Here is a 21,017-nt window from a genome sequence, read left to right on the forward strand (position 1 = left end):
GCTCATTGAGGAGGTAAAAACGTGTCTTCAGCAGAATATGATTTCATCATCGTCGGCGCGGGCTCGGCGGGCGCGGCGATTGCCGGCCGCCTGAGCGAGAACCCGGCATGGCGGGTGCTCCTGATCGAGGCCGGTCCGCGTGATCGCAGCCCGTGGATTCATATTCCCATCGGCTATGCCAAGACCTTCTACGATGCCCGATACAATTGGAAATATATGACCGAGCCGGAGCCCTATCTCGGCGGTCGCACCATCTACGAGCCGCGCGGCAAGACGCTCGGGGGCACCAGCGCCATCAATGGCATGGTCTATGTCCGAGGCATTGCCAGCGATTTCAACACCTGGCGGCAGTTGGGCAATGCCGGTTGGGCCTATGACGACGTCCTGCCCTATTTCAAGAAGCTGGAATCGAACGAGCGCGGCGAGGACCGTTTTCATGGCCGAGCCGGCCCGGTCAAGATCGGCGAGCCCGTCTGGCGTCCGCAACTGGGTGACGCCTATATCCAGGCCACCGTAGCTGCCGGCCTACGCAAGACCAACGACTTCAACGGCGAGCAGCAGGAAGGCGTGTCCTACTACCAGGTGACCGCCAAGAACGGCCGGCGCAGTTCCACTGCGCGTAGCTATCTCATTCCGGCCCGCAACCGCAGCAATCTGCACATCGTCACGGAAGCGCTGACGGAGAAGATCGTGCTCGAGGGCAAACGGGCCACAGGCGTCGTCTACCGTCAGGGCGCCAACACGATCACCACAAAAGCGCGCCGCGAGGTGATCATTTCGGGCGGGGCCGTCAATTCACCTCAACTGCTTCAGCTCTCGGGCATCGGCCCAGGGCAGCTGCTCTCCGAAAACGGCATCGCCGTACAGCATGACCTTGCCGGCGTCGGCGAAAACCTGCAGGACCACTATGCGGGGCGGTTGATGTACCGCATCAACAAGAACTGGTCGCTCAATGAACGCGTGGCGACGCTGCCGCAGCGGATCATGCTCGGCGCGGAGTACCTGCTCACCCGCAGGGGCCCGCTCGCGGTCGGCGCCAGCACGATCGCCGCCTTCTTCCGATCCAGTCCCGACCTTACCGAGCCGGATTGCCAGCTGCAGTTCTTCGCCTTTTCGACAGATGGTTTCGACAAGGGCCTGCATCCGTTCCCAGGCTTCAGCGTTCTGGTCAACCCGCATCGGCCGGAAAGCCGTGGCTTCATCCGGATCAAGTCGAACAGCCCGCAGGTGCATCCGCGCATCCAAGGAAATTATCTGCAGGCGGAAGCCGACAAGTTACTCGGCATCGCATCCATGAAATTTGCGATGAAGATCCACGCGACCGACCCAATCAGGAGCCTGATCGACAAGGAGCTGACGCCGGGCGTCAACGTCCGCTCGGACGACGAGATCCTCGCCTATCTCACCCAGACCGGCGAATCCTGCTATCACCTTTGCGGCACATGCGGCATGGGGCCACAGGAAAACATTATGTCCGTGGTCGACAACCGGCTGCGTGTGCACGGCATCGAGGGCCTGCGCGTTGCCGATGCTTCGATCATGCCGCGTCTTGTCTCCGGCAACACCAATGCCACGAGCATCATGATCGGCGAGAAATGTGCCGACATGGTAAAGAAGGACCATGCGGCGGCCGGTGCGCAGGCGGCTTGATCGCAAGCACGGTCGCAAGATCGTGTCCGCTACTGCGGCAATTGTCCGCAGTGCACCCGAGCTGAATTTGCCGCCAAAAACGCATTATCGGACATCTTTGTCATTATGTAGAATGGTCCAGATCAGCGAGCAAAACAGTGAAAATCACGTCGAGGGAATCTCGGCGCCGCCTCTCAGTACGAATCCGAAGGTATTGGGCGAAAGCCCCCTCCCCTCTTTCGTCGGCGAGGACCACGCACCAGCATATCTCGCCAGTCTTGGTAATCGCGCCTGCGTTTATGGCGAGGCTGCCAGTTTCGCCAACATGCGCAAAGCCTACGCCGGCGACTGGGGGCATTTTTCTGCATGATGCCGGCGGTCCAATCTTGCTCCCGTTCCCCCGCATCCGCAAGCTGTCGGGCTTGACATCACAGCCTGCGCTTCCGGCACGGCTGAACGAGCGCCAAGGTCAACCCTGTCTTAACCATCGAACGACGCGTCTCCTCTCTCAGTTGCAACTCACAGCGCGGTCCTTCGTTCGATCGCAAGCAGCGACATATTTCCACTGTGATGGCCGGCATTCGCAACAGCGATGCCAGGCCATCGGTCCAGAAGGAGGCGGCCGAAGATATCATCGCCATGGTCGAGATGCTTGATCGCGCTCCGCGCGGCCTGCGGGATCGGGCCATGCTGCCCGTCGCCTTTGCCGGCGGTCCGCGATGCTCCGAGATCGTCAGTCTCGATCTGAAGGCCGACCAGACCGAAGACGGACACGGCTGGGAAGTTTTGATCCCCTCTGTTGCCTTCAAGAATTCCGGCTCGTCCTTCTTCGGGCAAAAACCGTTCCGGCTGATCCTTCCGGATCTGCTCGATCTCTACAAATACCTCGAGGCCTACATCGACCGGCACCGCGGTGTGCTGCTCGGCAGTGCGCAAGATCCCGGAACGTTTTTCGTGAAGACCGTGAAGACGACCAGCTACGATGCGGCTTATGACTCGACAAAGTTTTATGAGGCCTGGAGGACGATCATCCAGCGCTACGGGATCTATAATTCCTACACCGGTCGCGGCGCGATCAAGGGCTTGCTGCCGCATGGTCCGCATAACCTGCGGGATATCCTGGCAACGCACATTCTAAAGCAGACCGGATCCTATGAGCAGGCAAGCTATGCAATCCAGGACACGCCTGATGTCGTACAGCAGCATTACGGCCGCTTCCTGCCGCAGGACAAGGCAGCACTCGCGGCAAAAATCTTGAATCAAGTGTGGGAAGCCGCTTAGTCAGAAAGAGTGGAGCGCTCTGGTGCTCCACCCGCCTCGCCGAACAAACCGCCTCGGATGCTGCTTCGAAATAAGCTCGTGGCGCAAGAAGGATCAGCGCATTTCGAGCATGGTCAGCGCATTTTCGATCGCGGCTCCTGAAGCGGTATTGTCGAAGACGCACCAACCATCCGGCGTCAACAGGTCTGAGAACGACCTGATCTCGTCGTCGGTATAGCTGGAATAGTAGATCTTTGGCTTTCCATGCAGTCGAACGTATTTCGGCGGCGTTTCGAAATCTTCCGCCGGCCATACCGGCGCCGGATCGGCAAGAACCCGGTCGATCGCATAGGTCTTCAGCAGATCCAGTGCTTCGGCCGATGCCCAGCTCTTGTGCCGCACCTCCACGACGATCGGTCCGCCGTCGGCATCCCGTATTGTTTTGAACGCGGTTTCGAGCGCATCATCATCGAACGCAAGCGACGGAGGCAGCTGGCAAAGCAGTGGTCCGCGGTTTTCTCCAAGGGGTGCGATATCTTCAAGGAAAATGTCGAACGGCTCGGCGATGTCTTTCATCGCTCGGATGTGAGTAATCTCTCTGGGGATCTTTACCGCGAACCGAAATCTGTCCGGGACGGATTCCGCCCACCGTGCGAAGGTCGAAGTCTTGTGCCGACGGTAAAAGGTCGAATTGATCTCGACACCGTCGAAGACCGAGGCGTATCGGCTTAAGCCACTTCCTTCCTGCGCAAACCGGCCGGCCACCTTTTTCGGGATGGACCAGGCCGCAGTGGCAATGATCGGCAATCATCTTCTCCTCGGTTTGCAAACGCGCAAGCGAAACGAAGAGGCCGACATCACAGTTCCCGTCTGATTGAGCAACGTCCCGGAACCATCAGCCACCAAAGAATGTTTGCAGAACGAATTCAGGAGATCGCTATGAGTGACAACAACCCGGAAATCGATATCTCTTCCAACACGCAGAAAGACCCGGGCGACTGGGCCAGCGGTGACGAGCCGATGACCAGCGCACAGCGCCCCTATCTGAAGACCCTGTCGGAGCAGACACATCAGCCCGATGCCTAACCCGAGGATCTGACAAAGGCGGAAGCCTCGAAAAGGATCGACAAACTCAAGCAGTCGCTAGACCTGGAGTGACGCAATATGGCGCCGATCATCCGGGGGATCGAAGGAACGCGTGCCGAGGCGGACCTCGTCTCGCGTCGGTGGAGCTGGCCAGGACAAAACAAGCGGCCGGTCTACAATTTCCGCTCCGACGGACGCGAGCTCAACTCCAATCGCTGCCTGATCATTGCTGACGGCTTCTATGAGTTTACCAATCCGACGGAAAAGGGAAAAAAGCGCAAGGACAAGTGGCTCTTCACCAAGAAGGACGAGCCGATCTTCTGCATTGCCGGAATCTGGCGCGATACACCCGATGTCGGTGAAGCCTTCACCATGCTGACGATGGATCCCGGCCCCGATATCGCAACCCTATCACGACCGGCAGATCGTCATCCTTGAGCGAGACGCCTGGGCGGACTGGCTCGATCCGGCCGTCTCGGCGAAATCCCTGATCAGGCCGCTGCCCGCCGGCAATCTGCATGTGGAACAGGTTGGCTAATGCGATTTTGCTTTCCCTACAGCCACGCCTTCCCAAATGAACGCGTCACCGTCGAAGACGATGGCACGAGCGAGCCAGCATGCCTGGTCGAGTTTGCCCACGGTATGACGGTGATCTCGGCGTGGCGGCGCGAGAGGAGACCATTGCTCTCGATATCACGATTGCCGCCAGGCACTGGCGATTGGTACATGGGCTCGGATGGAATCTGGCGGACGAAGCGGAGGACTTGAACCGCCCCGCAAACCGATCGGGAACAAAATATGCGTTGGACGCTTCTCTCTTCCGAGGTCGCGTGTCGTGTCAACCGGACGTGACAGGGATGACGAACGCAGGGATTTTTCCGGTTTCTCCTTGCGGCCAACGAAATGGCAGTCGAGCGTCCCACCTGTCCGGCCCGCGCCTCAGCTCCGTCGTCATTCGACGCGGGGGGCGGATGTGTATCGGGGACTGCCATGGCCAGCGACAAGCTCTCAACTTACAAGCAGAAGCGCGATTTCCAGAAGACACAGGAGCCGAGCGGCCAGGCGACGCTGAAGGCATCGAACCGTCGCCGGTTCGTCATCCAGAAACATGACGCGACCCGGCTACACTACGATCTCCGTCTTGAGCTTGATGGCGTGTTCAAATCCTGGGCGGTGACCAAGGGACCGTCGCTCGATCCGCATGACAAGCGCCTTGCCGTAGAGGTCGAGGACCATCCGCTCGACTACGGCGATTTCGAGGGCACGATCCCGAAAGGTCAGTATGGCGGCGGCACGGTCATGCTCTGGGACCGCGGCTATTGGGACCCGGAAGGCGATAAGAGCCCGGAGCAGGCTCTGGCCAAAGGTGATTTCAAGTTCACCCTGGAGGGCGAGCGTCTGCATGGCAGCTTCGTCCTCGTGCGCATGCGCAACGACCGTGACGGCAGCAAACGAACCAACTGGCTGCTGATCAAACATCACGACAGCTTTTCAGTCGAGGAGAATGGTGCGGCAGTCCTGGATGAGAACGCAACCTCCGTCGCATCCGGCCGGACAATGGAAGCGATCGCCGCCGGCAAGGGCCGGAAGCCGAAGCCGTTCATGGTTCAGAGCGGCGACGTTCAGGCAGACGCGGTGTGGGACAGCAACCACGGTCTCGCCGCCGAAGAACGCAAAGCCGAAACGAAAACCAAAAAGAAGCCGGCGGCGGCCAAGGCTGCCAAGTCCGCAATGCCGGACTTCATCGCGCCGCAACTCTGCGAAATGCGCGAGCGCCCGCCCTCGGCAGATGGCTGGATCCATGAGATCAAGTTCGACGGTTACCGCATCCAGATGCGCATCGAAAACGGCGAGGTGACGCTCAAAACCCGCAAGGGCCTCGACTGGACGACAAAATATCCGGCGATCGCCGTTTCCGGTGCCGCGCTTCCTGACGCCATCATCGACGGCGAGATCTGCGCCCTCGATGAGAACGGCGCACCAGACTTCGCAGCACTTCAGGCAGCGCTCTCCGAAGGAAAGACCGACGAGCTGGTATTCTTCGCCTTCGACCTATTATTCAGTGGCGATGAGGATTTGCGGGAACGCCCTTTGACAGAGCGCAAGGAATGGTTGCAGCAACTACTCATGGACGCTGGCGAAGATCCGCGGTTGCGCTTCGTAGAACATTTCGAAACTGGCGGCGACGCCGTTCTGAAATCGGCCTGCAAGCTCTCGCTCGAAGGCATCGTGTCCAAACAGGCGGATGCTCCCTATCAATCCGGCCGCACCGACACCTGGGTCAAATCGAAGTGCCGGGCCGGCCATGAGGTGGTGATCGGCGCATATGCCAAGACCAACAGCAAGTTCCGCTCGCTGCTTGTCGGCGTCAACCGCGGCAGCCATTTCGTCTATGTCGGCCGCGTCGGCACGGGCTATGGCGCCGGCAAAGTCGAGGTCCTGCTGCCCAAGCTGCGCGCGCTCGAAACGGCCAAGTCACCGTTCACCGGTATTGGGGCGCCGAAGAAGGATGCCAACGTCGTCTGGGTGAAGCCGGAACTCGTGGCGGAGATCGAGTTTGCCGGCTGGACCGCCGACGGGCTTGTCCGCCAGGCAGCGTTCAAGGGGCTGCGTGAAGACAAGCCAGCAGGGGAAGTCGTCGCCGAAAAGCCGGTTGAGCCGGCTGAGGTGGAAACGCCTGATCCAGAGAAACAAGCCAAACCCAAACGACCGACGCCGCCGCCGCGCAAGGGCGGCAAGGAAGATGTTATGGGCGTGTTGATCTCCAACCCCGACAAGCCGCTCTGGCCGGACGCCAATGATGGTGAACCGGTGACGAAGGTGGAACTGGCACGTTATTACGAAGCGGTCGGATCCTGGATGATTGACCACATCAAGGGGCGGCCATGCTCGATCATCCGAACGCCGGATGGCATCGGCGGCGAGCAGTTTTTCCAGCGCCACGCGATGCCGGGAACCTCAAACCTGCTCGAACTGGTGACCGTATTCGGCGAAAAAAAGCCTTATCTGCAGATCGATCGCGTCGAGGGCCTGGCCGCCATCGCCCAGATCGGCGGCGTGGAGCTGCATCCGTGGAATTGCGAGCCGAAACAGCCCGGGGTTCCGGGTCGCCTCGTCTTCGATCTCGATCCGGGTCCGGACGTTCTCTTCTCGACCGTTATCGAAGCCGCCCGCGAGATGCGCGATCGGTTGGAAGAACTCGGCCTCGTCAGCTTCTGCAAGACCACCGGCGGCAAAGGCCTCCACGTCGTCACGCCGCTTGCTATAGCGAAGGGCAAGAAACTGGCGTGGCCCGAGGCAAAGGGTTTTGCCCACGATGTTTGCCTGCAGATGGCGCGCGACAACCCGGATCTCTATCTGATCAAGATGGCGAAGAACCAGCGCAATGGCCGCATCTTCCTCGACTATCTGCGCAACGACCGGATGGCGACGGCGGTTGCACCTCTGTCGCCGCGCGCCCGTCCCGGCGCCACGGTGTCCATGCCGCTCACCTGGAGCCAGATGAAAGCGGATCTTGACCCGAAGAGGTTCACGATCCGGACCGTTCCGGCCTTACTGGAGAAGACGACCGCATGGCAGGATTATTGCGACGGACAGCGCTCACTCGAACAGGCGATAAAACGGCTTGCCAAATCGATGAAGCAGGCAGCCTGAGAGGCGCGGCTCTTTGCTTCAGGCACGGTCAAATGTGAAGGATGTCAGTAGTGTCGTGACGAAGTTGCTCGCCTTTTCTTTAACGAGCATCTCGGTCCATTCGTCGGTTCCGCGCAGCCGCAGGTCCGTATAAATGCTGTCGACCGCTCCCTCTTCAATGCGCTTGATGTGGTCCATAAATGCCTGCTCCCCGCCCGTATGATACATGTCCCGAATGACCATCCGCAGGATTTCCTGAATCGCAATTTGCCAGGCCGTATTGATCGCCTGTATCTCACCTGTATTTTCTGTCATGGAGACTCCTGTGAGACGAGATGGCATATGCCAACCCGGAAAGGGGCCTGGTCGCTCATACGGCGATGCCGCGTCGACCAGCCTTGAGTGTTCGATCGGTCACGTGCATGCCGCCGATCCAAGAACCTAAGCCTGTCTTGCTTTGCGATTGGCGTAGCGCCGATCGCGTTCAGCCTTTCGCGCCGCCTCATCCTCGATCACGTGTGCGATTCGGTTCTTCTCGCGTGCCTCCGTCTCGGCTCGCGCCTTGGCAGCCACGGCTTCCAGCTGCTCCGCTGCCTCGGTCACCAGGCGCTCCGACTCCGCGAGTTTCACCCGCTCGCGCTCAAGGCGCCGCTCTTCCCTGGCTGCTGCAACGGCGATGCGTTCCCCCTGCCTTGCTAAGCTGGTTGGCTCGGCTGCGGTCTTTGCAGAGCGATAGGCACTCAGGAGAGCGGTCTTTGCATCCGCCGATGCCATGCGGCGATCGGCGAGTTCATTGTTTCTGGCGTTCTTCAAGCGTTTGTCCTTAGATCGTGTTGCTGGAGAGGTCAGCGGGTTTTCGCTCGTCTGGTGAGCAGAGAGGCAGTCGCTGTCGCGCGGTCGTGCGCTTCCTTTGCCAGCCGTGCTTCGCGAAGGCGCAGGGTCTTTTCCTCGCGGGAGCGGACGATGGAATCAAGCTCTTCGACCGCGCTGTTGCGGGCGAAAAATTGCGATTGCGCATTGCCGAAGGCGATCTCGGCCTACTGGCGAGATTTGCTATGTGTCTGTGACATGGGTTTTCCAGATCAGGCCGCCAGATACGGTGGCAACAAAAAAGGCCAGGCAATTTGCCTGACCTCGGATGGTATCATGCTCTCCACAGTGCCAGTACATCCGTGGTCAAAGGAAAGCGGATATCGGGTGTTAGGCAGCCTGGAGATTGCAAGCCGACATTTTGCCCGACTTGTTGTCGCGCTCAAGTTCGAAGCCAATCTTCTGGCCTTCGACCAGTTCACGCATGCCTGCGCGTTCGACGGCAGAAATGTGGACGAACGCATCGGCACCGCCATTGTCAGGCTGGATGAAGCCGAAGCCCTTGGTGGAATTGAACCATTTTACTGTGCCTGTGGTCATGATGAACCCTTTCAAAGCATAGAGAGAAGAACCGCGAAGCGATGCTCCGAGGACGGCGATAACGACTATTTTTGAAAGGAAGTTCGTTTAGAGCGCGGTGCCAATCGCGCGGTAGACAAAGCTCGGCAAGCAAAAGATCGATAACCGATGTATAGGCTGACCGCAGCTTGATGTCAACTTTTAGTTCTAGATATATTTTGACTCTCTTTGTGGTTGTGGTTTCGAATCTTACATCCGGCTTAACCATCACGCTGTGAGATCGCAAACGGCATAAAGGGCAGAACGCCCTATAAATAAGGCCATGCCATTTAAGTGGGGGAGCGCGCGGACATCGTCACAACGCTCATAACCGGGTCATGTCGATCGCGGCCGTACAGCGACAACTCTCGACATCACCTGGCGGCATCGTCGAACTGCGCAACTACTTCACGCAACTTTGCGAAAGCCTCGGCGCATTGATGATCGCGGACGAGGATCGGCTGTCGATATCGGTGAGCATCGACGATAGTGCCGTCGAGGCAGACATGTCCGTGAGCCTGGGGCTGATCGTGACGGAATTGGTGATCAACGCCCTCAAGCACGCCTTCCCGAACCAGGACACCGGCAGGATCGTGATCGACTATCGCTCGGCAGGCACTGACTGGACCCTTACCGTCATTGACAACGGAGTCGGTATGCCAGCCGGTAGCGATGCACTCAAGGCTGGTCTTGGCACCGCCATCGTCGAAGCGCTTGCAAGGAATCTGCAGGGCGAGATACAGTTGAGCGACGCCAGCCCTGGGACCACCGTGACAATCAGTCATCGCGGTGACGCCGACCACTGAACCAGAATTCCGGCGGTGGCATAGGACCGATTTCTCTCTGAAACGCTAACCCAAACCCGGGCTTCCCGGCTCACACGAAAATCGAGCGACATATGTTTAATGGCAAGGCGGTCGTCCTGGTGGTCGAAAATAGCGCGATTATTCGAATGGGCGCTGTCGATCTGGTGCAATCTGCGGGCTACGAGGCGATCGAGGCGAACAATGCCGACGAGGCAATTCGTATCCTGGAATCCAGAGCCGGCATCGACCTGGTGTTCACCGACGTAGAGATGCCGGGAACGATGGACGGCATCAAGCTGTCCCACTAAATCCGCGATCGATGGCCGCCGGTAAAGTTGATCGTCGCTTCCGGCATTGCACTCCTCGAAGAGACCAGCTTTCCCACGGGAAGCCAGTTCTTTTTAAAGCCCTAAAGCATGCCAGCCATCGCCGCTGCGATGGCTGGCATGCTTTAGGACGACTATAAGCTTCCGCAGCTTAGGCAGTCGCCCCAGTCGCTGACACTGCCATGCGGTCAATTCTGTTGTATAGATGGTGGGGGAACGAGACTGGCCAGGAACGAAGCAGGCATGTCGATTCAGCGTACGAGTTTTTACGTTCTTCTGGCGGTGGTGACAATTGCGTTCATCTGGCTGCTTATTCCCTATTATACCGCTGTCTTCTGGGCCGTTATCCTCGCGATCATTTTCTTTCCAGTTCATAAGCGACTGGAGCGTTTGTTAGGGGGCAGGCGCAGCATTGCCGCCCTGCTGACCGTGTTGATGAGCATATGCCTCGTCATCGTACCGGCAATGATCATTCTCGGTTCGCTTATCCAGGAAGGAACCAGCCTCTACCAGCGGATTAGCAGCAACGAAATCGACCTCAATGGATATCTCGTCCGGATCCAGAATGCCTTGCCCGCCTTCATCGACAACTGGCTGAACTCACTAAAGCTCGGCGGCTTTTCGGAATTGCGTGCGAACATCTCCTCAGGCATCGTGCAGGCAAGCAGATCGGTCGGCGTCAGCCTGCTGAGCCTTGGTCAGAACACCCTGCAGTTCTTCATCAGCTTCGGCATCATGCTATACCTGCTCTTCTTCCTGTTCAGGGATGGCGCTGACCTCAGCGGCAAGATACGCCATGCAATCCCTTTGAGCGACGACTATACGCGGCAGTTTCTCGACAGGTTTTCCGCTGTCGTTCGCGCCACCGTCAAGGGAAACATCATTATCGCGATCATCCAGGGCACGATCGGCGGTGTGGCATTCTGGGCTTTGGGCGTCGAGGCCGCCCTGCTATGGGGTGTGACGATGACCTTCCTGTCGATGCTGCCTGCAATTGGAGCCGCACTCGTATGGGCTCCGGCAGCCATCTGGCTGGTTCTCACGGGCGCCTGGCTGAAAGCAGCGATCCTAGTCCTCATCGGCGTATTCGTGATCGGGCTGATCGACAATCTGCTGCGTCCGCCGTTGGTCGGCAAGGGAACGCGGCTGCCCGACTATGTCGTGCTGATCTCGACGGTGGGCGGCATCTCCTTGTTCGGCATCAACGGCTTCGTCATTGGCCCCTTGATCGCCGCCTTGTTCATCGCCGCGTGGTCAATTTTCGCCGAACAGCAGAATACCGAGAGATCAAAGTCCAAATTAGTGAATGAGAATTCACCGGCTTCCCGGCACTTTAATGCAGGACGGGAGTGACGAATTGCAGGCGATGGACGAGCGAGCCTGTCCGATAGATGCGGTGGCTCGTTCCCACGCTGACGCCCACAGAACCGGAAACAGTTATGGCACAAATTCGCATCCACCACCGCACGATCTATCATTATCGTGATGCGGTGAATCTCGGCCCTCACCGGCTGATGTTGAGGCCGCGCGAGGGCCGCGATCTCCGGCTATTGTCGCATGAAGTCTCGGTAGCACCACAGGCCCAGATCAGTTGGGCAACCGATGTCTTCGGCAATGCCGTTGCCACTGCGGTTTTCAACGAGATGGCCGATGTCCTGACTGTCGATAGCGTTGCCTCGGTCGACCTCACCGCCTCGGCGTGGCCGGTCTTCGCCATAGCAGGCTCAGCCCTCACCTTCCCCTTCCGTTATTCGGATGGGGAATGGACCGATCTCGGCGCGCTGACGGCTCGGCAGTATGCCGACCCGTCCCAACAACTTCAGCAGTGGGCACAAGGGTTTGTCGCGGGAAATGCGACGGACACGCTCTCGCTTCTGAAGGACATAAGCGCTGGGGTGTCGTCATCGATCTCCTATCAAAGCCGTGAGGCGGAAGGCACACAGACACCGACCCAGACGCTGGAGCGCGGGTGGGGATCGTGCCGTGACTTTGCAGTGCTGTTTGCCGAAGCCGTTCGTTCTCTGGGTTTTGGCGCACGCATCGTGTCGGGATACCTGTTCAATCCCGATCAGATATTGCTCGGTTCGCAGGATCAGGGCTCGACCCATGCCTGGGTCGAGGTATTCGTCCCCGGCGCCGGGTGGATTACGTTCGATCCGACCAACCGTAGCATGGGCGGAGCCAATCTCATCCCTGTCGCCGTAACCCGTGATATCGCGCAATCTGTTCCGGTCGCCGGCAGCTTCGTCGGCGCGTCCGATGCCTTCCTATCGATGGACGTGGAGATCGCGGTGTCCACATGAGCCTCGGTAGACAACGAGGATTCTTGTCGTCAGCCATTCGCATGATGACTCGACGGGGTTCTCGCGATCAACACCGCACTCACCGCATGTGCGGATCTCTATCTCGGCGCTGCCGAGACGCGGCGATAGCACTTGCCTCCGGGGCCAGCAAATCGTGTTTCTCGGCAAAGGCGGCAAACAGGCCGCGCGCGGTCTCGGCTTCGATCTCACCGCGCAGCGCGGCACTGCATGCCTTGAGCGCGACCGTGTGCGCGACGTCTCGCATTGACACCGGCCACTCGGAAAGATGCCGGTAGGCCTCCACTACGCTGCGAACTTCCGTCGGAAAGCCGAGGCCGACGAGAATGGAAACAGGTCGCTCGAACATATCGGGTTTCATTGCTCTCTCCTTCCCAACCCGGGATGGGCGCCGTAGCCACGGCGCCCTCGATAGCGGACAATGCAGGTTAAGCCGCCTTCTGCGCTTCGATTTGCGCGGGAGCAGCAGGGGTCAAAGCGGGAGCGCTCTGGATGGAAATTTTCCGCGGCTTCAGTGCCTCGGGAATCTCGCGAACCAGATCGATCGACAGCAGACCGCTGCTGAGGTCCGCCCCGTTCACCCGGACGTGGTCGGCAAGCTCGAACCGGTGTTCGAACGGCCGGCCGGCAATGCCGCGATGCAGGTAGCCGTCATCGGAAGCCTCCTGCTTCTTACCGGTCACGGTCAGAAGATTGGATTGGAAGGTGATGTCGAGATCGTCCTGGGCAAAGCCGGCCACCGCAATCGAGATCCGATAGCTGTCATCGCCGGTCTTGACGATGTCATAGGGCGGCCAGTCGCTGATCGAGCGGGCGCGCTGGGCGTTTTCGAGAAGATTGAAGACCCGGTCGAAGCCGATGCTCGAACGGAACAGCGGTGCATAGTCATAAGATGTTGCCATAGCCATATCCTCCTTGAAGCAACATGGGTACGGAAGCGCCGAAAGGCGGCGCTCCCAGCAAGGCCGGCCCTGTCATCAGCGGCTGGCGGCAATCGATTTGGTTTTTGAGGATTACGGATTCAAGGGCATCCACCGGAAAAATTCGGCACGTCTTTCGTCATCACCACCGGCTCAATCAAGCTCATAGACTGCGGCATTATCCTGGACCTCGCGCAGGCCCTTGTAGGACGCGTGCCGCAGATTGCCGTCGTCGGTCCAGCCCCGGAATTCGATCTCGGCAATCAGCGTCGGCTGCGCGAAGACATAGTTCTTGCCCTTAAGCGGCACGACAGGTGTCTTGGTCTTCAACATATCCAGCGTCTTTGTCAGGTATGCGGCGTCCTTTTCCTTGAAGCCCGTGCCGACCGCGCCGACATAGATCCAATCGTGTCCGCGGCGGGCGGCAAGCAGCAGGCTGCCGATGCCGCCACGGGCGGTGGCGGACTGCTCGTAGCCGACGACCATGAAACTCTCGCTCTGCACGCATTTGATCTTGAGCCAGTCACCGGTCCTGCCGGAGCGATACGGGCTGTCGCGGCGCTTGGCGATGATGCCTTCCAGTCCAAGCGAGCGAGCATTTTCCAGAAGCTCGGCGCCGTCACCCTGTACTTCCTCTGAAAGCTGTATCGCACCAACCGCACCATCAAGGAGGTCCGTCAGCAGATGCCGGCGGGCCGACAGTTCTGTTTTCGTCAGATCGTGCCCGTCAAAGTATAAGAGATCGAAAGCAGAGAGGACGGATTCCGTCGAGGCACGTTTACCGCCTCTTCCGCCGAGCGAACGTTGGAGGGCTCCGAAGTCGGAGCGGCCCTGCGCATTGAGAACGACGGCTTCGCCATCCAGGATCGCAGTCGCAACCCCAAGCTCTTTCGCCGCTGCCGCTATCGTTGGGAACCTATGTATCCAGTCGTGGCCGCCGCGGGTGATGATCCGCACGCCTGATGGTTCGATGTGGATCGCTAAGCGATAGCCATCCCACTTGATTTCGTAGGCCCAGTCCGGCCCGGTTGGCGGCGCTGTTTTCAGCGGCGCGAGGCAAGGCTCGACCCGATCGGGTATTGGATCGAAGGGAAGGTTCGGCTGCGCCGGATCGCGCCTGCGTCTTGGCTGCGATTTCGCGGTGAAGCTATCGCCCCGGAGGAGCGGCTCGGCGAGCCTTTTCATTTGCCGGTCCGGGTTTCCGCAGCGACCGACTTCTTCAAGGCATCCATGATATTGATGACATTGCTCGGAGCGGGCGCTGTTGCCGACGCTTTAGCTTTGGCCTTCGACGGCTTCTTCAGCGCTTTCTTTTTGTCGGCGATGATATCGAGCAACCGATCCTGCACCGGATCGATGACCATCTTGGGATTCCAGTGCTGGGTCTGCTTTTTGATCAACTGCTGCACCAAGGGCATCATGTCGGAATCCGCTGTCTCATCGCCGATGCCCGCAAAATAGGTATCCTCGTCACGGACTTCATCCCCATAGCGCAATGTCCAGAGCACGATACCTTTGCCGCGTGGCTCCAGCATGACGGCGCGCTCGCGGCGCGTGATGACCAGCCGGGAGATCCCGACCATGTCCTGGGATTCCATCGCGTCGCGAATGACCGAGAAGGCCTCCTGACCAACCGAATCGTTCGGCGACAAATAGTAGGGTGTATCGAGCCAGATCCACTCGATGCTGTCTCGCGGTGTAAAGGTGGAGATATCGATGGTCTTGGCGCTGTCGAGCGCGACGTTTTAGAGCTCCTCGTCTTCCAGCATGACATAGTCGTTCTCGCCACGCTGGTAGCCTTTGACCTCGTCTTCGTCGTTCACCTCCTTGCCGGTGATGGAATCCACATAGTGGCTGACGACGCGGTTCTGGGTCTCGCGGTTGAGGGTATGAAAGCGAACCTTCTCGTTTTCCGAAGTCGCTGGTCATCTGCACCGGGCAGGTGACCAGCGACAGCTTGAGATAGCCTTTCCAGTAGGGGGCGGAGTGCCATCGTATCCTCCGATCGGCCGGCGCGGCGGGTGGGTGCAGCGGCCTGTTTCGCCTTGGCGGCGGCCGCAGGCTTTGCCGCCTTCTTTCGGGCAGCACCTTTATTGGCGTTGGCGTTGGCGGCAGTGGGCTTCGATCCCGCCTTGCCGCCGATACCGGCGCTCTCGCGCAGGGCCTGGAGCAGATCGCTCTGGTTGGAAACCGCCGGCGCCTTCTTCTTTGGAAGCGACCGACCCTCGATCTTGGCTTTCACCAGTTCGGCGATAGCCGCCTCATAGCGGTCGTCGAATGTGCTGGCGTCGACGCTGCCCTTCTTGGTGCCAATGATGTGCTCGGCAAGCTCCAGCATTTCGCCTTCGATCTTGAGGTCGGGAAGTTCCTCGAAGGCCTCCTGAGAGGAGCGGACTTCATAGTCGAAGTTGAGCGTCGTGGCGATCAGGCCCTTGCCGTGCGGCCTGATCAGTACCGCGCGCATGCGGCGGAAGAGAACGGTGCGTGCGATCGCCGCGACCTTTGCTTGTCTCATGCCGTCGCGCAACAGCACGAAGCCCTCGGTGCCCATCTTGTCGGGAGCAAGGTAATAAGGTTTGTCGAAATAGACGCCGTCGATTTCGTTGCAGGGGATGAAGGCGTCGACCTTCAGCGTCTTGTCGCTGTCAGGAACGGCCGCCGCAACCTCATCCGGCTCGAGGATGATGTACTGACCGTTCTCGATCTCGTAGCCCTTGACCTGATCGTCACGCTCGACGGGATCGCCGGTTTCGCTGTCGACGAACTCGCGCTTGACGCGGTAGCCCGTCTTACGATTGAGCGTGTTGAAGGCGATGCGTTCCGACGATGATGCTGCGGTGTAGAACGCCACCGGAGAGGCGACCTCTCCGAGCTTGATAAAGCCTCTCCAATTCGCTCGCGGGACAACCATGACGCAGACTCCTGACACAGCCAATGCGATTCAAGCGAATCGACATGTAATTTTTCCGACTCGAAACGAATCATTTTTCAATGACGTAGCCGCTCGCCCCCGCGCGTTTTGCGAGTCATCCGTAGGCATCTGATTCACATGCATCTTTTGGAGGCGACGCGCGTTTAGCCATGCAGCAACCATAAAGGAGTCCTGCCATGATCAAGCGCGAACTAATCGATACCGGGACTGACAAACGTTACGTCCGCCGCGATGAAGAGGGCAAGTTCAAAGAAAGCGTCGATGTCTCCTGGTCGCTGTCGGCCGATGCTCGCCATGACGCCAAGCATGATGCGAAACCCGGCCAGGGTGACAAGGGCGACCACAAGCGCCGGTAAAAGCGGGTGAAGCTCGCCACGTACAACGTCAATGGCATCAACGGCCGCCTCGACGTGCTGCTTCGGTGGCTCGACGAGGCGAAACCCGATGTCGTCTGCTTACAGGAACTGAAGGCGCCGGACGACAAGTTTCCGCGTCGCGAGATCGAACGCGCTGGTTATGGCGCCATCTGGCACGGCCAGAAGTCCTGGAACGGCGTGGCCATCCTCGCACGCGATCAGGAACCACGCGAGACGCGCCGTGGTCTTCCCGGCGATCCCAACGACAGTCACAGCCGCTATATCGAAGCGGCAGTCGACGGCATCGTCATCGGCTGCCTCTATCTCCCGAACGGCAATCCAGCCCCCGGCCCGAAGTTCGACTACAAGCTGCGTTGGTTCGAGCGGCTGCAGTCCTATGCGGCCGAACTGTTCGAACTCGAGGTGCCGGTCGCCCTTGTCGGCGACTTCAACGTGATGCCGACCGATCTCGACGTCTACGCCCCGGAACGATGGCGAGATGATGCTCTGTTCCGGTCAGAAGTACGCGCTGCCTATGCCGAGCTCATCGCCATGGGATGGACAGACGCCATCCGCCTGCTTCATCCGGACGAACGGATTTATACGTTCTGGAAGTATTTCCGGAACGCCTTCGCGCGTGATGCCGGTCTGCGCATCGACCATTTTCTGCTGAGCCCGTCCTTGCGCGAGAGGCTGAAAACGTGCGGCTTCGACAAGTTTGCGCGCGCTTGGGAGCATACAAGCGATCATGCGCCGGTCTGGATTGAACTGGATGACGGGGAACTTATCTCATGACCAGATATCCCGTCTCGACGAGTTCCCTCTGCCGAGTGTCTCTGGCGAAGATATCAATAGAAGGAGTGACGGCATGCCCGCTCAAGCAGACTTCGATGTTGGTGATTTCGCCGATCGTCTCGCGGCGATGAGCGACGACGAGCTGTTCGAAACCATGCAGAGGCTCGAAGACGAACGCGAAGACATCCGTCCCGACGAGCGCGATGGCAGCGATGTGTTCGCGAAAATCACCCTGGTCGAGACGGCCATCGAGGATCGGTTTCCAGGCCAGCTCTTGGCACGTTACAAGGATTGGCAGCAGCGTCGAGCCGCAAGCTGAAGGAGCGCCTATCATGACCGAACGATCCGAAAGCCCGGAACGGCTGTTTAAGCAGCTCGACGACCTTGTCGCCGACATCATCGACCAGTTCGCAAGCCAAGGACATGGAACCGCGGTCGTCATCGAAACACTGCAGGACGTTCTGGCAAAACGCCAGGTCGCTCATGAGCGTGATCCCGATCCGGCAGAAGACGCGGTCGATGAGCCCGCTAATGACTGGTCCGGCGCCGATGACCGGACCGGGGCGAAGGAGTAGCGAATATGGTTCCACCCATGGATCATCGCGGAACAGTCGATATAGCGCGAAGCCTCACCCGCACGCAGAAGCCCTCAGAGCGATCGCTTTTTTGCCGGTGCAAGAAGTCGGCAAGGGCTGGCTGGTCGGTGACAGGTGGCCTCTCGGAAAAGATCGTCGAGCGGCTCGAACAGCTGGAACTGGTGGAGGAAAGTTTCGTGCGGGCAAACCGGTGCTGCAATTGACGATCGACCGACAAGCGACTAAGGCTCGCCTGCTGCATTAGCCGATCAGGCCCATCATCGCCTTCGAAGGCCGCATTCTTTCTCGAACTCCGACTCGAAATTTGAAGCTGAACTGTCCAGTCCAGGCTCCCGCCGAGGAACCTTTGGCTTCGAAACGATCGAGAGGCCTTCAGCAAAGACTTTCCCGTTCCTGGAGCCTATAGAATATTAAAGCGCAGTGCCGCTTTCCAATGTCGGTAGATTGGCTTCCTCAACCTTTGAAAGATGCAGGAAGACGTCGGCGCTACCGTCGTCAGGCGCAATAAAACCAAAACCATTTGCTGCACTGACCATTTCACCTTGCCGCCGACATATATGACTTTCCTTCATGAGGAGAAATTCCTGCATTTTGCCAGCGTCTTTTTCCGAACGCAACCGGCATTGGCTGCCTTTATGTCCCGGTATTTAGTTCGCGGAAGGTGATCGAATAACGAAGCTGGTCGACCGGCGGGATGGAATGCTCCCAAAGGGTTCTTGCGTCGCCAGCCATCACGTAGGCCGATCCTGGTTCAGCAATGATCGAGCTACGCTGCCACCTGTCGCCGTGGCGTCGCCTCAGCCTGAAGATGCAGGGAGAGAGAAGCGAGATACCGACCACGCGACCAAAGACGAATTTGTCTTTGTGCCAACCGATCGGAGCGCCGGGACCATATTCGGTCACCAAGGCCTGTTCCAACCGGTCGGGGTCGATGCCAGCGAAACTGCCTGCCATCTCGCGCAGGGGCAAAAGAAACGGCGGAATATCGTCGCCTTTTCGGACGCGCTCCGTACCCTCATCGAAAACCGGCGCGCAAGCCGTGCAGTCTCGCTGGAGGCTATCAAAATGGCTATCGCGTATAGCGTTTTGCCTGCTCATCCTCATGGCTTTGAAGGCGTAATACGGGAATTCCAAGCCGCGCAATATGAAGTGGAGGATAAGGTCGACAACATCGCTCCATCCGTAATTGAGAGCGCGAACTCTTATTGGCCGCAGCGGCGCCAAATTTACCTTGAACGAATAAGGATAGCCATTCACCTTGCTCCGGTACCGACGGGGTTCAGGGGTGTCCCCTGACGCACCTGCCAGTTTTCTCCAGGCGCCGTGCGGTGGTCAGAAAACCGTGCAGAGCATCGCCCATAGCCGATGTGTACGCGTTGGGCGATGCGTAGGTGCGCTGTACGCATTGATACACGCTTGCATTGCTCAATCAAGCTAAGGGCTGTGTGGCGGGCGCTTGGCCTGATGGTGAGTAATAGAACGAGATTCTATAACTCACCGCCCCGGTCAACGCAGTCCTGTCACGTGATGAATATTGACAATATATGTCACGCCTTCCATAATCTAGGAGAAACGAAGGGATAGGCCCATGCCGTCAGGCAGCATTCATGTCAAGGTCAGCGGCGCGCTGCAAGACCACATCCAGCAACAGATCGGTGACGATGGCCTCTACGAGAATGCCAGCGAATACATCCGCGCGTTGATCCGCCGCGATTTGCAGACCCGCGACGAGGCATGGGAGGCTCTCCAGCGGGAACTTGCACCCGCCATGCACGCCGATGATAGCGAATTCGTCGCCGTTACCGCCGACGATGTCATCCGCCGCAACAAGCGCCCCTGAGCATGGCTGGATATCGCTTTTATCCGCGCGCTGATGCCGCGCAGGACAAGATTTGGCACGACACTTTGGACGAATGGGGCGAGGCGCAGGCCGATAGCTACATCCGGGGCCTGCATACCCACTTGCAGCGCCTGTGCGACAACCGTCTTATTTGGCGGAGGCTCCCGCAAAGGATGGCGGTTACCGCCGATGTGAAGCGCATGGCGTATTTCAGCCGCTACGAGCATCACTACGTCTTCTTCCGTGAACTTGGGAACGGTGATCTTGGTGTCATGAGCATCCTGCATGAGAGGATGGACATGGCGGTACGCCTCAAGGAAGACTTGGCCGCCCTGCATGCCAAGAGCAACGACCCGGAATAACCGACAAACCCATTCACTCCACAGGTGAATGGGTTTCCTTGGCGACCTTCTTTACCCTCCGCACGTTGAACTGCGGCTGCCTGCCATCGGGACGGCGCAACGGTTTGCCATCGGTTGACGACAACGTTCTTTTCGGCCTGGGTCGACGGATCGTCGCTGAACACGCGCCATGACTTGTCGGACTGAAGATTGAGCACGACTAGGCCGCCAGGAGACCCAGAGTCGGTGAAGTAGACGAAGGCGCCGTCCGGCGCTTCTCTAATCGGCGGGCTGAGGTCAAGCTCTTTTCCGACTACCAATTAGCCGCCGAGGCAAGCGATCGCCCGCAATCGGCCCAAAGCGGACATGTCGAAAATACAAATGGTAGGAATCAGCTGCCGTTAACGACTCGGAGCTTACAAATCCAGCCTGGGAGATCGTCTCGGGAAGCATTCGTCCAATAGATCACTAGGTTAGCCGTTGCTTGCACATCTAAAGTTTATCGTTGCGCTTCTGCTCTTGTTCGCATTAGGCGTCTTCATGATAGTCTCAACTCTATCGAGTTGGAATTCTGGAATCATAAAGAGCCATGGCCGGGCGGGCCTCGACGGCGTGACTACATACGCGCACAGCCCGGTAACGTTCATCATAGTGATCGCTCTTCTGGGCACAGTGGGCGTTTCTCTGGTTTGCTTCGCGTTATGGCGAGCGGCCGCTTATATTTCCGGTCTTCCCGAACGGTGAACGT

Annotated in this window: 22 protein-coding genes and 7 pseudogenes; 16 read left to right on the forward strand and 13 right to left on the reverse strand. The window is 58.8% G+C overall.

Features of this window, described 5'->3' with window-relative positions; genetic code table 11:
* Nucleotides 1-21: 21 nt before the first annotated feature.
* The 3 genes and pseudogenes from GR212_RS23065 to GR212_RS23075 all read left to right on the forward strand — a co-directional run.
* A complete protein-coding gene (locus GR212_RS23065) occupies nt 22-1,650 on the forward strand; it encodes a GMC family oxidoreductase N-terminal domain-containing protein (protein WP_163989899.1) in 1,629 nt (542 codons plus the stop codon).
* On the forward strand, nt 1,622-1,999 hold the full coding sequence (locus GR212_RS37215) for a hypothetical protein (RefSeq protein ID WP_163989702.1): 378 nt from the start codon (nt 1,622-1,624) through the stop codon (nt 1,997-1,999). Before GR212_RS23065 ends, GR212_RS37215 begins: the two co-directional genes overlap by 29 nt.
* Nucleotides 2,000-2,298: 299 nt before the next feature.
* Nucleotides 2,299-2,910, forward strand: a pseudogene (locus GR212_RS23075) (hypothetical protein); the annotation flags it as partial.
* A gap of 93 nt (nt 2,911-3,003) precedes the next feature.
* Here the strand turns inward: GR212_RS23075 and GR212_RS23080 are convergent.
* Complete coding sequence (locus tag GR212_RS23080; RefSeq protein WP_163989902.1) at nt 3,004-3,696, reverse strand: DUF72 domain-containing protein; 693 nt, start codon at nt 3,694-3,696, stop codon at nt 3,004-3,006.
* A gap of 132 nt (nt 3,697-3,828) precedes the next feature.
* Between GR212_RS23080 and GR212_RS23085 the strand changes: the two genes are divergently transcribed.
* The 3 genes and pseudogenes from GR212_RS23085 (at nt 3,829) to ligD (GR212_RS23095) (ending at nt 7,629) form a co-directional block, all read left to right on the forward strand.
* Nucleotides 3,829-3,975: a DUF3072 domain-containing protein gene (locus tag GR212_RS23085; RefSeq protein ID WP_204326716.1), complete on the forward strand. Its 147-nt coding sequence runs from the start codon at nt 3,829-3,831 to the stop codon at nt 3,973-3,975.
* Between the two features lie 75 nt (nt 3,976-4,050).
* Nucleotides 4,051-4,513 (forward strand): annotated as a pseudogene (locus GR212_RS23090) (SOS response-associated peptidase family protein); the annotation flags it as partial.
* A 452-nt stretch (nt 4,514-4,965) separates the two neighbouring features.
* Nucleotides 4,966-7,629, forward strand: coding sequence for a DNA ligase D (ligD, locus tag GR212_RS23095; RefSeq protein ID WP_163989905.1), 2,664 nt, complete (start codon nt 4,966-4,968; stop codon nt 7,627-7,629).
* 18 nt (nt 7,630-7,647) lie between these two features.
* Here ligD (GR212_RS23095) and GR212_RS23100 read toward each other — a convergent pair whose 3' ends face one another.
* From GR212_RS23100 to GR212_RS23115, 4 genes are all read right to left on the reverse strand, one after another.
* Nucleotides 7,648-7,923 carry a hypothetical protein gene (locus GR212_RS23100; RefSeq protein ID WP_163989907.1) on the reverse strand — a complete coding sequence of 92 codons (276 nt, stop codon included), beginning with the start codon at nt 7,921-7,923 and terminating at the stop codon, nt 7,648-7,650.
* Between the two features lie 126 nt (nt 7,924-8,049).
* Nucleotides 8,050-8,421, reverse strand: coding sequence for a DUF6481 family protein (locus GR212_RS23105; protein WP_163989910.1), 372 nt, complete (start codon nt 8,419-8,421; stop codon nt 8,050-8,052).
* A gap of 32 nt (nt 8,422-8,453) precedes the next feature.
* Nucleotides 8,454-8,639: a hypothetical protein gene (locus tag GR212_RS37220; RefSeq protein ID WP_348643512.1), complete on the reverse strand. Its 186-nt coding sequence runs from the start codon at nt 8,637-8,639 to the stop codon at nt 8,454-8,456.
* A gap of 169 nt (nt 8,640-8,808) precedes the next feature.
* Complete coding sequence (locus GR212_RS23115; protein WP_003504088.1) at nt 8,809-9,018, reverse strand: cold-shock protein; 210 nt, start codon at nt 9,016-9,018, stop codon at nt 8,809-8,811.
* Nucleotides 9,019-9,338: 320 nt separating this feature from the next.
* Here GR212_RS23115 and GR212_RS23120 point away from each other — a divergent pair.
* From GR212_RS23120 to GR212_RS23135, 4 genes and pseudogenes are all read left to right on the forward strand, one after another.
* A pseudogene (locus GR212_RS23120) lies at nt 9,339-9,842 on the forward strand (sensor histidine kinase); the annotation flags it as partial.
* A 92-nt stretch (nt 9,843-9,934) separates the two neighbouring features.
* Nucleotides 9,935-10,255: pseudogene (locus GR212_RS23125) on the forward strand (response regulator).
* Between the two features lie 156 nt (nt 10,256-10,411).
* On the forward strand, nt 10,412-11,521 hold the full coding sequence (locus GR212_RS23130; protein ID WP_163989915.1) for an AI-2E family transporter: 1,110 nt from the start codon (nt 10,412-10,414) through the stop codon (nt 11,519-11,521).
* A gap of 86 nt (nt 11,522-11,607) precedes the next feature.
* The gene (locus tag GR212_RS23135; protein WP_163989918.1) at nt 11,608-12,471 is read left to right on the forward strand and encodes a transglutaminase family protein; all 864 of its coding nucleotides are present in this window, start codon (nt 11,608-11,610) and stop codon (nt 12,469-12,471) included.
* 79 nt (nt 12,472-12,550) lie between these two features.
* On the opposite strand, the gene GR212_RS23140 is transcribed toward GR212_RS23135, so the two are convergent.
* The 5 genes and pseudogenes from GR212_RS23140 to GR212_RS23160 form a co-directional block, all read right to left on the reverse strand.
* Entirely contained in the window at nt 12,551-12,850 is a 300-nt protein-coding gene (locus GR212_RS23140; RefSeq protein WP_163989922.1) for a DUF982 domain-containing protein, read from the reverse strand.
* Between the two features lie 67 nt (nt 12,851-12,917).
* Complete coding sequence (locus GR212_RS23145; RefSeq protein ID WP_163989924.1) at nt 12,918-13,391, reverse strand: Hsp20 family protein; 474 nt, start codon at nt 13,389-13,391, stop codon at nt 12,918-12,920.
* A gap of 171 nt (nt 13,392-13,562) precedes the next feature.
* On the reverse strand, nt 13,563-14,594 hold the full coding sequence (gene ligD, locus GR212_RS23150; protein ID WP_163989927.1) for a non-homologous end-joining DNA ligase: 1,032 nt from the start codon (nt 14,592-14,594) through the stop codon (nt 13,563-13,565).
* A pseudogene (locus GR212_RS23155) lies at nt 14,591-15,338 on the reverse strand (Ku protein). The gene ligD (GR212_RS23150) and the pseudogene GR212_RS23155 overlap by 4 nt, the downstream one beginning before the upstream one ends.
* A 79-nt stretch (nt 15,339-15,417) precedes the next feature.
* Nucleotides 15,418-16,320: pseudogene (locus tag GR212_RS23160) on the reverse strand (Ku protein); the annotation flags it as partial.
* A 197-nt stretch (nt 16,321-16,517) separates the two neighbouring features.
* Here GR212_RS23160 and GR212_RS23165 point away from each other — a divergent pair.
* The 4 genes from GR212_RS23165 to GR212_RS23180 all read left to right on the forward strand — a co-directional run bounded on the left by GR212_RS23165 (nt 16,518) and on the right by GR212_RS23180 (nt 18,067).
* Nucleotides 16,518-16,697 (forward strand): hypothetical protein, encoded by a 180-nt coding sequence (locus tag GR212_RS23165; protein WP_163989930.1) that lies wholly within the window; start codon nt 16,518-16,520, stop codon nt 16,695-16,697.
* Nucleotides 16,698-16,703: 6 nt separating this feature from the next.
* Nucleotides 16,704-17,492 carry an exodeoxyribonuclease III gene (gene xth, locus GR212_RS23170; RefSeq protein ID WP_163989933.1) on the forward strand — a complete coding sequence of 263 codons (789 nt, stop codon included), beginning with the start codon at nt 16,704-16,706 and terminating at the stop codon, nt 17,490-17,492.
* 73 nt (nt 17,493-17,565) lie between these two features.
* Complete coding sequence (locus GR212_RS23175; protein WP_163989935.1) at nt 17,566-17,811, forward strand: hypothetical protein; 246 nt, start codon at nt 17,566-17,568, stop codon at nt 17,809-17,811.
* Nucleotides 17,812-17,824: 13 nt separating this feature from the next.
* Nucleotides 17,825-18,067: a hypothetical protein gene (locus GR212_RS23180; RefSeq protein ID WP_163989938.1), complete on the forward strand. Its 243-nt coding sequence runs from the start codon at nt 17,825-17,827 to the stop codon at nt 18,065-18,067.
* A 431-nt stretch (nt 18,068-18,498) separates the two neighbouring features.
* Here GR212_RS23180 and GR212_RS23185 read toward each other — a convergent pair whose 3' ends face one another.
* Together GR212_RS23185 and GR212_RS23190 are read right to left on the reverse strand one after the other, a co-directional pair.
* Entirely contained in the window at nt 18,499-18,660 is a 162-nt protein-coding gene (locus GR212_RS23185; RefSeq protein WP_204326717.1) for a cold shock domain-containing protein, read from the reverse strand.
* A 61-nt stretch (nt 18,661-18,721) separates the two neighbouring features.
* A complete protein-coding gene (locus tag GR212_RS23190; RefSeq protein WP_348643509.1) occupies nt 18,722-19,345 on the reverse strand; it encodes an alpha-ketoglutarate-dependent dioxygenase AlkB in 624 nt (207 codons plus the stop codon).
* 331 nt (nt 19,346-19,676) lie between these two features.
* On the opposite strand from GR212_RS23190, the gene GR212_RS23195 reads away from it, so the two are divergent.
* Together GR212_RS23195 and GR212_RS23200 are read left to right on the forward strand one after the other, a co-directional pair.
* On the forward strand, nt 19,677-19,928 hold the full coding sequence (locus tag GR212_RS23195) for a ribbon-helix-helix domain-containing protein (RefSeq protein WP_163989941.1): 252 nt from the start codon (nt 19,677-19,679) through the stop codon (nt 19,926-19,928).
* Between the two features lie 2 nt (nt 19,929-19,930).
* Nucleotides 19,931-20,290, forward strand: a complete 360-nt coding sequence (locus GR212_RS23200) for a type II toxin-antitoxin system RelE/ParE family toxin (RefSeq protein ID WP_163989944.1) — start codon at nt 19,931-19,933, stop codon at nt 20,288-20,290.
* A 194-nt stretch (nt 20,291-20,484) separates the two neighbouring features.
* Here GR212_RS23200 and GR212_RS37775 read toward each other — a convergent pair.
* Nucleotides 20,485-20,589 (reverse strand): annotated as a pseudogene (locus GR212_RS37775) (hypothetical protein); the annotation flags it as partial.
* Between the last annotated feature and the right edge of the window lie 428 nt (nt 20,590-21,017).

Source organism: Martinezella lusitana (assembly GCF_010668395.1).
Lineage (GTDB): Bacteria > Pseudomonadota > Alphaproteobacteria > Rhizobiales > Rhizobiaceae > Rhizobium > Rhizobium lusitanum_A.

Bases quoted from the DNA above. Each gene is read 5' to 3' on its own strand.
- GR212_RS23165 (WP_163989930.1), top strand. From the start codon at position 16,518: ATGATCAAGCGCGAACTAATCGATACCGGGACTGACAAACGTTACGTC.
- ligD (WP_163989905.1), top strand. From the start codon at position 4,966: ATGGCCAGCGACAAGCTCTCAACTTACAAGCAGAAGCGCGATTTCCAG.
- GR212_RS23180 (WP_163989938.1), top strand. From the start codon at position 17,825: ATGACCGAACGATCCGAAAGCCCGGAACGGCTGTTTAAGCAGCTCGAC.
- GR212_RS23185 (WP_204326717.1), bottom strand. From the start codon at position 18,660: ATGAAGGAAAGTCATATATGTCGGCGGCAAGGTGAAATGGTCAGTGCA.
- GR212_RS23145 (WP_163989924.1), bottom strand. From the start codon at position 13,391: ATGGCAACATCTTATGACTATGCACCGCTGTTCCGTTCGAGCATCGGC.
- GR212_RS23140 (WP_163989922.1), bottom strand. From the start codon at position 12,850: ATGAAACCCGATATGTTCGAGCGACCTGTTTCCATTCTCGTCGGCCTC.
- GR212_RS23085 (WP_204326716.1), top strand. From the start codon at position 3,829: ATGAGTGACAACAACCCGGAAATCGATATCTCTTCCAACACGCAGAAA.
- GR212_RS23200 (WP_163989944.1), top strand. From the start codon at position 19,931: ATGGCTGGATATCGCTTTTATCCGCGCGCTGATGCCGCGCAGGACAAG.
- GR212_RS23115 (WP_003504088.1), bottom strand. From the start codon at position 9,018: ATGACCACAGGCACAGTAAAATGGTTCAATTCCACCAAGGGCTTCGGC.
- GR212_RS37215 (WP_163989702.1), top strand. From the start codon at position 1,622: ATGCGGCGGCCGGTGCGCAGGCGGCTTGATCGCAAGCACGGTCGCAAG.
- GR212_RS23135 (WP_163989918.1), top strand. From the start codon at position 11,608: ATGGCACAAATTCGCATCCACCACCGCACGATCTATCATTATCGTGAT.
- GR212_RS23175 (WP_163989935.1), top strand. From the start codon at position 17,566: ATGCCCGCTCAAGCAGACTTCGATGTTGGTGATTTCGCCGATCGTCTC.
- ligD (WP_163989927.1), bottom strand. From the start codon at position 14,594: ATGAAAAGGCTCGCCGAGCCGCTCCTCCGGGGCGATAGCTTCACCGCG.
- GR212_RS23100 (WP_163989907.1), bottom strand. From the start codon at position 7,923: ATGACAGAAAATACAGGTGAGATACAGGCGATCAATACGGCCTGGCAA.
- GR212_RS23130 (WP_163989915.1), top strand. From the start codon at position 10,412: ATGTCGATTCAGCGTACGAGTTTTTACGTTCTTCTGGCGGTGGTGACA.
- GR212_RS23195 (WP_163989941.1), top strand. From the start codon at position 19,677: ATGCCGTCAGGCAGCATTCATGTCAAGGTCAGCGGCGCGCTGCAAGAC.